The organism is Floridaenema aerugineum BLCC-F46 (assembly GCF_041929345.1).
GTDB lineage: Bacteria > Cyanobacteriota > Cyanobacteriia > Cyanobacteriales > Aerosakkonemataceae > Floridanema > Floridanema aerugineum.
Window position 1 is genome coordinate 25425 of sequence record NZ_JBHFNQ010000040.1, and the last position, 12297, is coordinate 37721.

Annotated in this window: 12 protein-coding genes and 1 pseudogene; 5 read left to right on the forward strand and 8 right to left on the reverse strand. The window is 40.4% G+C overall.

The window, feature by feature from the left end:
* Positions 1-7 precede the first annotated feature (7 nt).
* Positions 8-2095 (reverse strand): serine/threonine phosphatase, encoded by a 2088-nt coding sequence (locus ACE1CC_RS04435; RefSeq protein WP_413269262.1) that lies wholly within the window; start codon positions 2093-2095, stop codon positions 8-10.
* A gap of 142 nt (positions 2096-2237) precedes the next feature.
* The gene (locus ACE1CC_RS04440; RefSeq protein ID WP_413269263.1) at positions 2238-3554 is read right to left on the reverse strand and encodes an RNA-guided endonuclease InsQ/TnpB family protein; all 1317 of its coding nucleotides are present in this window, start codon (positions 3552-3554) and stop codon (positions 2238-2240) included.
* 251 nt (positions 3555-3805) lie between these two features.
* Between ACE1CC_RS04440 and ACE1CC_RS04445 the strand changes: the two are divergent.
* Positions 3806-4033 (forward strand): annotated as a pseudogene (locus ACE1CC_RS04445) (transposase); the annotation flags it as partial.
* Between the two features lie 232 nt (positions 4034-4265).
* On the opposite strand, the gene ACE1CC_RS04450 reads toward ACE1CC_RS04445, so the two are convergent.
* From ACE1CC_RS04450 to ndhL, 6 genes are all read right to left on the reverse strand, one after another.
* Positions 4266-4865 (reverse strand): pseudouridine synthase, encoded by a 600-nt coding sequence (locus ACE1CC_RS04450; RefSeq protein WP_413269264.1) that lies wholly within the window; start codon positions 4863-4865, stop codon positions 4266-4268.
* A gap of 169 nt (positions 4866-5034) precedes the next feature.
* Positions 5035-5418, reverse strand: a complete 384-nt coding sequence (locus tag ACE1CC_RS04455) for a winged helix-turn-helix transcriptional regulator (protein ID WP_413269265.1) — start codon at positions 5416-5418, stop codon at positions 5035-5037.
* A 399-nt stretch (positions 5419-5817) separates the two neighbouring features.
* Positions 5818-6330 carry a DUF3122 domain-containing protein gene (locus ACE1CC_RS04460; RefSeq protein ID WP_413269266.1) on the reverse strand — a complete coding sequence of 171 codons (513 nt, stop codon included), beginning with the start codon at positions 6328-6330 and terminating at the stop codon, positions 5818-5820.
* Between the two features lie 15 nt (positions 6331-6345).
* Complete coding sequence (gene trpA / locus ACE1CC_RS04465; protein ID WP_413269267.1) at positions 6346-7140, reverse strand: tryptophan synthase subunit alpha; 795 nt, start codon at positions 7138-7140, stop codon at positions 6346-6348.
* 101 nt (positions 7141-7241) lie between these two features.
* The gene (locus tag ACE1CC_RS04470) at positions 7242-7544 is read right to left on the reverse strand and encodes a DUF3007 family protein (RefSeq protein ID WP_413269268.1); all 303 of its coding nucleotides are present in this window, start codon (positions 7542-7544) and stop codon (positions 7242-7244) included.
* A 23-nt stretch (positions 7545-7567) separates the two neighbouring features.
* On the reverse strand, positions 7568-7780 hold the full coding sequence (gene ndhL, locus ACE1CC_RS04475) for an NAD(P)H-quinone oxidoreductase subunit L (RefSeq protein ID WP_413269269.1): 213 nt from the start codon (positions 7778-7780) through the stop codon (positions 7568-7570).
* Between the two features lie 1072 nt (positions 7781-8852).
* Between ndhL and ACE1CC_RS04480 the strand changes: the two genes are divergently transcribed.
* The 4 genes from ACE1CC_RS04480 to ACE1CC_RS04495 all read left to right on the forward strand — a co-directional run bounded on the left by ACE1CC_RS04480 (position 8853) and on the right by ACE1CC_RS04495 (position 12242).
* Positions 8853-10238, forward strand: coding sequence for a hypothetical protein (locus ACE1CC_RS04480; protein ID WP_413269270.1), 1386 nt, complete (start codon positions 8853-8855; stop codon positions 10236-10238).
* A gap of 258 nt (positions 10239-10496) precedes the next feature.
* The gene (locus ACE1CC_RS04485; protein WP_413269271.1) at positions 10497-10802 is read left to right on the forward strand and encodes a WGxxGxxG family protein; all 306 of its coding nucleotides are present in this window, start codon (positions 10497-10499) and stop codon (positions 10800-10802) included.
* A gap of 199 nt (positions 10803-11001) precedes the next feature.
* A complete protein-coding gene (locus ACE1CC_RS04490) occupies positions 11002-11574 on the forward strand; it encodes a DUF6658 family protein (RefSeq protein ID WP_413269272.1) in 573 nt (190 codons plus the stop codon).
* A 44-nt stretch (positions 11575-11618) separates the two neighbouring features.
* On the forward strand, positions 11619-12242 hold the full coding sequence (locus ACE1CC_RS04495; protein WP_413269273.1) for a DUF6658 family protein: 624 nt from the start codon (positions 11619-11621) through the stop codon (positions 12240-12242).
* Positions 12243-12297 lie beyond the last annotated feature (55 nt).

The following is a 12297-nucleotide window of genomic DNA, read 5'->3' on the forward strand; positions in this document are numbered from 1 at the left end:
ATGGCGATTAATTATTGCTTACTCTAGCTTGATCTAAATCCGGTCGGACTTTCGCCCGAATCAAGATCGCTGTAATGTTGTCATGCCCATTGTACTGGTTAGCCAGTTCAATTAAATCATTGACGCTTTGTTCTAAATTGCTCCGCGAACTCAAGTATGGTTGGAGGTGTGTTTGCCAATGGCTTTCGATCAAATCGTTATCGGAAAGACCATCGGAGCATAACAATATCAGGGTATCTTCATTTAATTCAAAGAAATCGATATCGGGATCAACAAAATGTTCATTGCGTGGCCCTAACGCTTGGGTAAGTTGGTAAGCATCGGGACGAGAATAGGCAAACTCTCGTTCTACTCCCCGTTTAATCTCCCGTTGTCCGACCTCGTGATCGATCGTAACCTGTTCAATGCCTTGTCGGCGGCTGAGGCGGTATAAGCGGGAGTCTCCCACATGGGCGACGGCGACTTGAGTTTCTTGAATTAAAACCATAACTAAAGTGGTACCCATGCGTCCGCTACCGGAACGAGCATCTTGTTGATTAATATCGTAGATGACTTGATTGGCTTTCAGGACTCCTTGACGAATGCAGTCCTCCTCCGGTAGTTCTTCGTTCCAGTGTTCTTGAAAGTATTCAAAGAGGGTTTTCACCGCCAAAGCGCTAGCAACTTCGCCTCCCGCGTGTCCGCCCATGCCATCGCAGAGGATGTACAAGCCCCGGGCTTCCATATTGCGCCCCATCGGATTTTCAATTTTGGTAAGTTTGGTTTGGACTCCGAAGTAGTCTTCGTTATGCCGTCTTTGACGACCTACGTCGGTACGACCTGCGTCTTCTAAACTTAGCAGCTGCATGGGTAAAACTACTGTGGGCATATCATCGTTACTCTCATGGTGTGGGGAGTAAGGATTGATTTGTTCTTTATATAAGGTGGCTACTGAGGGTGGGGAAATGGTTTGATTGTTTTTAAATGGGATCGGTTCTGGTGGTGTTGGGATAGATGGAACTGATAGGTTTTGCAGTTCATCGGCGATTTCTTGCAGACGCGATCGCAATTCTTCAATTGTCGAAATAGTTTCTAGCTTCAGGTCATTAATTAATACACCGATCGGACCTAACATTGTGCGACCAGCCTGACAATATAAATTTTCCCAAACCCGGCCTAAACTTGACAATTTCAGATTAATCTCTGGTGACTCCTTGTATAAGCGCAGAACTCCTAAAGATTGGTCTTCATCTACTCGTAAATTGCTTAATTCTAATAAACTTTGCCGACAATGGAATTTTTCGGTAGCTATCCACAGGGATGACATTTCGTGCAATATTTGTAAGGAATGAATGTCGGGAATTTGATTATCTTTCCACAGTTCTACTAAAGTCGGCCAATCCGATCGATCTTCCATTAGGAGGATGTAGCGATCGTCCTCTAGCCAAGCATCGTGGAGCGTGGGTACTACAGGATCAAATTCTTCTTTCAGTTCCAGATAAGCTTGAGCAATTTCCGGCACTGTTTCCCAAAAGTTGATGATCCTCTTACTGTCGGGTTCTTTGCCTATTTCTAGTTCCTGACTTTCAGTGCGTATGAAAACTTCTATAGGTGAAGCTTGCAAAGGTTGACAATCTAACACTCGCACTTTAACTTCTTCACTCGTTTCTGACGGTAGTGCTTCTAAGAGTAGGTAGCGCTGCTGCTCGTCTAAATATACCTTTGGAGAGAGTTCAGATATTGATTTTGGCTTTGTGTTCTCTGGTGAATGGTCTGCCAGTTCTTCTTCCCAGCTAACTTGAATTTCAGTTTTAACTGGTTCAGTTGAGGTAGGTATATTAAGCTGTTCTAAGTCAAGTTTCTCAGATGAAGCAGCTGCTATCAATTCAGGATTGGCTGTTTTGCCTTGTTCCTGAATCTGTCTCACACTGCGAGGTGAAATGATTGCTTGCCAAACTGTTCCGGTAAATGCGCCACATTTTGGGCATTCTTGAGCGCTGTAACTAACTTGTGCGCCACATTCGGGACAAGCTTTGTGAGTAAGGGAAGTCCCACATTGCTGGCAAAATTTATTGGTGATTGGGTTTTCAAATTGACATTGTGGACAGTAAAGCATTTGAGGATTTCCTCAATTTCGAGGATGGATAGAAAAAGATCTCAGGGTTAGTGGGGCTAAAGTTGGCTCCGATCGCGCTTTGCAAGAAGGCTCCAAGGCTTTAAGGCAAGAAAGCTTGACGTATTGGCTTAATCACTTATTGTTAACTGTTTGACGTACTCTCCTGATTAAAAATCGAGGGGATTCTTAAAGGATGTTCCGATTTCGGTATGAGCCGTCGCTCTCCAACCTTCTTCCTGCTTCTTTGACTCTTAACTAGACTGTCACCAGTCCCCGCCAGACCGTCTCCACAGGCAATTTGTTCTACGCTGCGTCCCAGCGCATCGACCCCTCTGTTGCGGATCACTTGTGCGGCTGCCACATCTCTATGCGTTGTGTAGCCGCATTCAGGACAAGAATGTTTCCTGTCCCCTAATTCTTTCTTCCCAGTGTGGGCATCACATTGCGGGCAAACCTGCGATGTGTAGTCTTTATTCACCTTGGTGAAGTATACCCCGCGCTTCCAACACACCCATTGCAAGATGGAAACAAACTGCCCAAATCCAGCATCAAGAGTATGTTTACAAAACATTCCTCTAGCCCACACACGTCCATCAATATCCTCAACAAAAATCATTCCGGCATCGTCGCAAAGTTTATGAGCTAATTTAAAATGCCAATATGAGCGAGTGTCAGAAATACGTTGGTGTAATCTGGCAATCTTCCGATTTAGTTTGTGACGATTATTAGAGCCTTTCTGCTTCTTCTTCAATCTACGTTGCAGCAATTTCAGCTTCCTGTGTAGTGTTTGAAGAAATCTAGGACGTTCAATCAATTCACCATCAGAAGTAGCAGCAAACTTGTCTAACCCTAAATCAATACCCCTGGGATTACCAGAAGGAATAGGATCGGGTACATTGACATCACACTCCAAAGTCATCATTAGGAAATACCCTGATGCCTTGCGAACCACCCTAACTTGCTTTACTTTGAATCCATTAGGAATGTCACGAGACTTGATATACTCTACCCAACCCAGTTGAGGTAACTTAATCTGATTACCCCTAAACACCTCACTTTTGCCAAGCTGCGGATAAACATAAGACCTCATTCTGTATCGATTTTTGAAACGCGGAAAACCCATTCCTTTGCGTCTCATGTCCACAAATGCGGTTTCTAGTTTTCGCAATACTTGTTGCAGGACTTGAGCATTGACAGTTTTTAGTTCTAGATATTGCTCTTTAGCTTCTGTTAGGGACTTGGCTTGGGTGTAGTAATTAGGGTAGGGCGCATCTGCTGGAATGATGTACTCAGAGACTATTGAACAAGCGTTAATCGGTGACTTGCGAGAATTAAGCCAATCTTTGCGTTCACGTAAAGCAAAATTCCACACTTGGCGACAAACATCAAGGGTATGTTCGATTAACGCAATTTGCTCACCAGTAGGTTTGGCTTTGTATTCGTAGGTCAAAGTTAACACTGTTCTTCACCTCCTACAAAATGATATCAGATTTTGTAAAAAAGATGGCGCTCAAGAGAAACACGGGGATTTATCCCCCGATCATCGCGTTTCATACCCTGGATAAATCTCAGGGGTTCTCACGCTCCCACTATTTTCCTGTTGACCAAAATAATGGGATACAAGCCCCGCCCTTGCAGGGCGGCTTTTGATTACTCTGTCCCAATTTCATGTTATTATAGCAATTGATATGTAATACCTCAGTATCAATCGTGTTTGTCTACGAGTTTAAAGTCAATCCAAAACCACAACAAATATCTGCCATTAACTCAGCAATCAAGACATCTCAATTCGTCCGCAATAAAGTGCTTCGTTATTGGATGGACAATCGTGGAATTGGTCAGCCTGAGATGTTTAGATACAACACTTTACTGAGGAAAGAGTTTAAGTTTGTAGAAGAGTTAAACTCTCATGCTTGCCAATGCGCTTTACCGCCTACATAATTATACCAGAAACAGGGGGATAAATCCCCTTGTGTCGCTATCAAACCCCTGCTTAAAAGTCAGGGGTTCTCACGCTCCCATATTTTTTTGATAGCTCCCAAGTCAAGGCTAACTGATAAACAATTCCAAATTCTCTTTTCCTATTGTTGCATTTTGAATTGCGATCGATGGGGATTGCTGCAAAAACTTCTCACTTAATTTAAACAAAAAATTTAGATTTGCGCGATCGTTAATTTACTTTGTTCAGATGCAATAATGGTTTTAGTTCTTCTGGAGTTAACTCTCGCCACTCTCCTGGTGCTAAACCTTCCCAACCCAGATGAGCAATTGCTACTCTGACTAATCTTAAGGTAGGATAACCGACTGCTGCTGTCATTCTTCGGACTTGTCGATTTCTACCTTCTGTGAGTGTCATCTCTAACCAAGCTGTGGGTACGTTTTTGCGAAACCGAATTGGCGGCTCCCGGGGTGGTAACATGGGTTCGGTGGGCAAAAGTTCTACATACGCTGGTCTTGTTTGGTAGTCTTGGATTTTTACTCCTTGGCGAAGTTGGTTGAGGACGGTTGGTGAGGGAATTCTTTCTACTTGTACCCAGTATGTGCGTGGGTGTTTGTAGCGGCGATCGCTCAAAAAATGTTGTAATTTCCCATCATTTGTCAGTAATAGTAGTCCTTCGCTGTCTTGGTCTAAACGTCCTACTGGATAGATTTCGGGAATGGAAATATAGTCTTTCAGGGTTTGTCTAGTTTTATCAGCACTTTGGTTTTCGTCTGTAAACTGGCACAAGACGTTGTATGGTTTGTAAAAAAGTATATATTTGTGTCGCACGTTCTCCTAGATATCAAAACGTTAATATAATCCACAAATTTTATCACTTTCCCGTAAGAAGAATCCCGTCGCAGCGTAGGGGTAATTCATGAATTACCCCTACGACTGATAGAGTGTCAATGTGAATTATTATCAATTTTAAAAGCAAATCTCCGATTAAAAATGCTATTTAACGGGCTTTTTCCAATTGGGCGAATATGGTTTTTTCCAAGGGACAAACACAAGCATCTTCTTTTAACCAGTGTTGTCCTACACGATATAAGGCACTCATCACTGGTTGAATTTCTCTGCCTTTTTCTGTCAGGGAGTATTCTACGCGAGGCGGAATTTCTGGATAGACTTGGCGTTGCACTAAACCGTATGCTTCTAATTCGCGCAGTCGAATGGTTAATGTTTTACTGCTAATTCCTGGTAAGGCATCTAAAAACTGGTGGGTGCGGCGATCGCCTATAAAAAGTTCTCGCAGAATTAAGATAGACCACTTATTGCCAATCAAGTCCAGGGTAAACTGAATCGGGCATTTGTTTTCCAAGCAATCTTTAGTATCTAACATGATCTGCCTGTAAATCTCTGTATCGGTATTTTGTTACTCGGTTCTATTTTAAAAAATTTTGTAGTTTTACTTTCCTTTTTTTTGCAAAACTTTACTATTTAACTGTTTATTTCACGACTTAATCTCCCCTCCAAGAAACCTTTATTTATCGGACAATTCCTCTTATTCACAGTGACAAGTAGGATTATAGGATACGACTGACAGAGAGCTTAATTCTTTATAAAATACTCTAGGATCGCACCAAATGGGTATAAAATCAAAGCATTTGCCATTTTTTATCTAGTTACAATTCCTAACTTGTCCAGAGAAACTTAGCAATTTGTCAAAATATTTTTTTAACTAAGTGATATATTTTGGGTGGTTTTATCTCTAAAAAGACCACTGAAAATAACTAAATTCTCATTCTATTTCTGTTGCTAACCATTGCCATTCAATAACTATAGAATTCGGGATTTTTAAAGTGATATTTTTGTTTTGTGTTAGGGGTATAGTAAGTTTTAAAAAGCTATTTGGCGGTAGTTGAGCAATTAAATTCGTAACGTTATACTGACCAACGTTAGGGGCAGGAGATTCTGTTGCAAACAAATCTGTTGCTGTGAGTAATTTACTGCTGTTAGTGGTAATTTCTAATGGTTGGGGATGGGCAATCTCCACGACACCGGGAAATCCGACTAACCGGAGAATAAATTGCGGAGATCGATCGGGTGGAAACTGTTTAAAAAGTACGACTTGCCAAGAGTAACCTGTAGCATCTCGGAGTGAATGTTGGGATTGATATCGCATTACTCCGGGTGCGTCTTGGTATTCGCGGAGAACTGCGATCGCCGGAGGACAAATTAAGTTAACTGGAATACAGAAAAACAGCAATACCAACCCACATAATAATATGAATCGAGAAACTAACTTTTCCATAATTAAGTATGAGAATTAAGCGATCGCCCCTTTTAGACTCTGACAAAATTCGCCAATAGCTGTTAATCCTGTTTCTGGTGTACCATCTGCCAAACGCTTGACAAAAGCGCTTCCCACAATAGCCGCATCTGCACCCCAATCTTTAACTTGTTTGGCCTGTTCCGGTGCAGAAATCCCAAAACCGATACCTATAGGTTTATCAGTAACATGGCGCATTTGTTGGAGTAAATCTGCAACTCGTGATTCTAATCCCGATCGCATTCCGGTAACACCTGTTACACTCACCAAGTAAATAAAACCTTGGGACTTTTGGGCGATCGCTTTTATCCTTTCGGGAGAACTAGTCGGTGCTACTAATAAAATTACCTCAATGCCCAATTCACTAGCAGGTTTAAGTAAACTTTCGGCTTCTTCCAAAGGTAAATCAGGAACAACTAAACCTTTGACTCCCACTTGGGAAAGTTGCTGTAAAAAGTTTTCGATTCCCCGATGAATAATCGGATTGTAATAGGTAAATAATACTATTGGCGCTGTTAATTCTGGGATGACATTGCCTAACATTTTGAGTACATCATCCAATTTTGTACCATTTTGTAAGGCTCTAGTTGCTGCGGCTTGAATTACAGGCCCATCGGCTAAAGGGTCGGAATAAGGTACACCCAATTCAATAATATCAGCACCATTGCGATCGAGAACCTTTAATGCAAGAGCCGTTGTTTGCAAATCTGGATCGCCAGCGGTAATAAAAGGAATTAAAGCGCATTGGGATTGAGAGCGTAAAGACTCAAAGCGATCGGAAATAGAAGTCATTTTGTCAAAAGTAATAAATCAAAAACTCAATTAATAGCGGTTAGTTGCTGGATGTCAATCTTAGCATTCTGCCAACACCCAGCAAAAAACCACTAACCAAACTATTTTTTTTCTTGTTCAATTTCTGCCTGAAGCTTCTCTAGTTCTTCAGGAGTCATTTCTTCGAGGCGCTTTTGCAAAACCGCCTCCTGATAATCCTTCAATTGCTGATTGTAAGTCATTTGTTTGGTGCTGGCCCGAAACAAATAAGTCAGCAACCAACCAATTAACCCAAAAATCAGCAAAGCCTGACTCCAAATCCCCGCTTGCTGACTATCTAAGCCTACCAGTTGTAGCACTAGGAAAGCTAATCCACCAGCCAGGAAAATTCCCAAGCCTATATAAATAATGTCAATCCGACGCATTTAGGGTTGACCAATAGTAAATTTTATGCTTCAACTTGTCGCCGCTTAGGTCGGTAGTTGAAAAACGGCGCGAGTACCAACAATCCGGGAAAAAAGAAAAACACCAGAAAGTACATAAAACCGCGCTCAAAAGAGGTACAAGTATACCAGCGTTTTTGCATATAGAAAAACACCAGCAAAGGAACTACCACCAAATAAGCTCCACCCAAGATTAAATACAAAAGTGCAATCAGCATAGTCTTTCTTGTCTACAGCAACAACACTAAGCGCGGTAGGGAAGGGTACTCGATCATTTTACAGGTTATTGGTCTAAAGAGGGAACGGGGACTCTTGAGGGGCCCTGAATTTTCACCTTCTGCCGTCGTTTCCCAAAAATTTTTTCTAAACAATTGTGCAAATTCAGATTTTTGGGGTAAGATGAATATCCAACCGAAAAAGGCTGGAATTTCAAGCAGAGTTCGGGGGTGTGGCGGAATGGTAGACGCTACGGACTTAGAAAACTGAGCCTTGGAGGAGAAATCCTGCAAGTGACGGCTCTCAAATTCAGGGAAACCTAAATCTGGTGACAGATATGGCAATCCTGAGCCAAGCCAAAAGGGTAAAGAGTAGTAACTCAGAACTTTTTGGAAGGTGCAGAGACTCGACGGGAGCTACCCTAACGTAAAGCCGAGGGTAAAGGGAGAGTCCAATTCTCAAAGCCTGAGTTATAGTTTCAGGCAGTAGCGAAAGCTGCGAGAGAATGAAAATCCGTTGACCGTAAAAGGTCGTGAGGGTTCAAGTCCCTCTGCCCCCATAATCCTATAACCTTTAATAGATAAGCAGTTACCGGAATTAGCCTGGTAACTGCTTTGTGATTTTTAAGCAGGACGATCGCAATAATGACCTGAATAGCAATTAATTAGAAAAAAATTATTAAAAAATATTAAGATAGAAAAAAATAGCAAGTAAATATTAGAACATAGACAGAAAATATATAGGCTATTGTGACCCTAGAAATTTTCGATTGAAGAATTGCCGATTTTAGATTTTGAATTTTGTCTAGTTCAAGCCGCAATAATTAATAGCCGACCTCACAAATCGATCGATGCCTGCGATCGCAAACTGTTGTCGTCGGCTGCGTGAGTTATTTGTCTATCAAACCTACAACTATAAGTGAAGCTCGGATATAGAATCAAAACTGTTCAGCACAGATCTTGTACAATTGAGGTACTCTAAGTTAGACTGCAACAAAATGAAATCAGGGTGCCCTCGGCGTTATTCGACACAATCTAATTATTAGGAAGCACTACCACTTCAGGCAGATTAAACATGAATCATCAACCTTCGGTGCATAAGCAGGATAATTCAATCCAGCTAAACAGTCAAGGTTCACGTCTACAAAGGTCACAGAATATTATTTATAGGTTTCTGCTTAACATTGTTAGGCAGTGGCCTCCTGAAATCGTATTACAAGAATTTAAAAACCTGTTTATCTATCAAACAGAAGTAGCTAAGCAGGAAGTTATTCAAGCTTTCTACAAAATTGTTTTTGAGAATGACGAAACAGAGTTTAGAAATACACTCAAACGTTCTTGCTATATTTTAATTAACAATTGGGATGCCACTAGAAGGCGGAAATCGATTCAAGAGTTAATTGCAGCTTTTAATGAGCCGAAAATTTATGAAGAAACTATTTCCCAAAATTTGAATCGGATTCGGTATTGGCTGAGTAATTTTATTAACAGTAAGGATTATCAAGAACTGAAGTTATTTGCTTCGCGTTTTGATAGGGAAGGGCATTGGGCGCATCGTTATGCTTGTTATCTTTTAGTGCCACAATATATGGATTTGAGGAATCCAGAAGAACAGAGAGCAGCTGCTAAGGCGCTTTCTAAAGAATTAAAAGATAAGTTTAAATTTGATTTGGCTATGTATACTGCTTATACACAGTCTGCTAGCAGCAATCACAGGAATTTAGTAAATCCTACAGGTTTGGGTGATGATGTTTTACGTCTGATTAAGAGAATTTTAGTCAAGCGTGGCCCTTTTAGCTACACCAATTTGGCGAATATTTTTCTGAAACAGACGCAGAACATGAACTATAAATTTTATAAGAAAAGTTTGAGCAATTATTTACTTTTTTCCGTTAAAAACCCAAGAGTTGTTAATCTCTTCAATCAAAATTTGTCAGCTAAGTTAGAGTCAATGTATGACCAACATGATGAAGACTTATTAAATCAGGCATTGATTTTAAGAAGTTGCAATCGTGTGATTGATTTTTTGACGATTGAAAACAGACAAGACCCAGCAGAATTATTTGTTTTACTGCTGTCCCAAGGAAATCCGTTAACTTTGGTAGTAGTGTTATTAAAAATTATTTTAATATCTCCGAATTCGCGATCGCACTTAGAAACTTGTGTTGCCACGTTAATTGAGTACTATCAGAAATATCCCGAAGCTGAATGCCAGTGGATTATTTACTTTTTGGAGTTATTTAATATTACCTTTGCCATTTATGCGGAAAATGTGGAATACAATTTAGTGAATATGCAGGATGACAATGGTAATGGTTCTAGTAGCGATCGCAAGTGGAATTGGAATACTTGGAGAATTTTTTCTCAACTTAAGCAAGATAATAACATCCCCAGCTATCTTGTTGATGAAAAACAATTAGAGGAAGAAGTGAACAAAGAAGGATTACCTACCGAAGGGTGATTACACAGTAGCTTGTATTATGCTGAAAGTTTTTGGATTATTTATCCCCAGAATATCCTAAAAATTTTGCCTATGTCTCAAGGATGAGTTCTTGGGTAAAAGATTCTCTAGCTGAAGATTGATGATGGTACAGATTTAATTTTGCACCATCATAGTAAAGCTATGCAGTTAGCTTGCACAAAACAAATCAGATATCTCAATAGTTTTGGATGCTGTTGAAAATCGGAAAAGACTTAATAAAAGGGAGAGAAATTTAACATGAAAACTAACAAACTGTCCAAGTTTATCGGCGCTAGCTTAGTAACTTTAAGTTTAGCTTCTTTACCTCTGGCATTACCTGCTTCCGCTCAAACTGGTACAACTACTGATACAACTACTGGTGGTACTAATACCACTACTGGGACTGCTGATTACAACAGAGACAACAGAGACGGTTTTGATTGGGGTTGGTTGGGTTTATTAGGTTTAATCGGTTTAGCTGGTTTAGCTGGTCGCAACAAACATGAAGAACCTGTACGTTACCGTGAACCTGATGAAGCTTCTCGTCCAGGAACCAGATATTAATGTAAAGTCATAAGCAAAAATATCTGTATGAAAGGGCTTTAGGAAATTGTCCTAAAGCTCTTAGTTGTTATGACTCTCTCTCTAGTTAGAGAAATGTTTACTGAAAGTTTCAAAAAGAATGTAACCTCAGTTAGATGGAGAATTTACTAATTAATTTCTATGTTAATAAGCGTTGGTAAAAAATAATGAGGGGGGATTAGTGAGAAGTTTAACTAATTTCTTTAAAAAGCTACGATTGGGCAGATTATTGACGGTTTTCTTAGCAGGAATAGCGCTATTTTTTATGACTGCTTGTAATAGTGGTGATATGACAGGCGCACGTCCAAATAATCCTCCCGTACAAGCTGGAGGCGCAAATAATCCTTACAAAAATGGTGGGGATGGTTACACGAATTTCAACGCATCTAGCGATCCAAGGGTGAACAGCGAAACTGTCAATAAAGAGCGTAACAATAGAGCAGATCTTCAGCTAATTTCTCATCAGTTAATTGCTGCGAATATTGAGAGCGATGCTTCTGATTTACTCTACCCAGGCTCTGATGCTACTAGCTCTAGAAATCCAGATATTGGCCCTAGAGGAGAAAAGGAATTAGAGAAATCTGTTACTCAAATTCCTGCACCTCGTCAAGGGGTGATTAATCGCAACGATCCCGATGCAAAGATTCTAGAAAGAGTTGGGGAAACATTCAAAGACGCTTCAGCTTTCATCAAAGATAAGTTAGGACAACCTACAGAACCAGAGTTGCAAGTTAACCCTGCTAAAGAAAGATAATTTCTTCGCTAACTAAACATCAAACAATCAACAAGGAGTAAAATATGAAACAAATAATTTCTTTTCTCAATCCTACTCGTTTGTTCCGAGTTTTAACTGTGTTTCTGGCTGGAGTTTTAGTAATAGTTACCACTGCTTGTAGCGATGGCCCAGCAAACGCGCTAGACAAAAATGGCAGACCTGAAGTTCCGTCAAATGCTGTTTCTTCGCCTTACAGAGGTGGGATGAACGGTTATAGTGATGTCGATCCAAGAGCGAATACTTCTGGCCTAAATAGTAAGGCTAATGACATTGTAAATAAGGCAGAAAGAAACATCCAAAAGGGTGCTGACAGCTTTGAAAAATATGCCGACAACTATACCAGTGGTACACCGTTAGACGAAAGAGTTGAAAACCTGACAAAAGATATTGGTGAATCAACTAAAAACACGGCTAAAGATGTAACTAAGGGTACTCAACGTGGCGTAGAAAATGTGAAAGAAAATACCCAAAACGCTGCCAAATCTGTACCTAATGTAGTGGAAGAAGCCACACAAAATGCCAAAAATACTGCTCGTGATGCAGCTAAAGCAAGTGACAAAATCTCAAATTCTTTGAAATCTCAGGCAGACAGAGCTTTAGATAATAGTCAGCGAGCTTTTAGTAACCACTCTGTAGATGTGGACTAATTAGCGATCGCTCACTTACCACCAACAAAAATAACGAATCAGGTAAGTTTCTGGG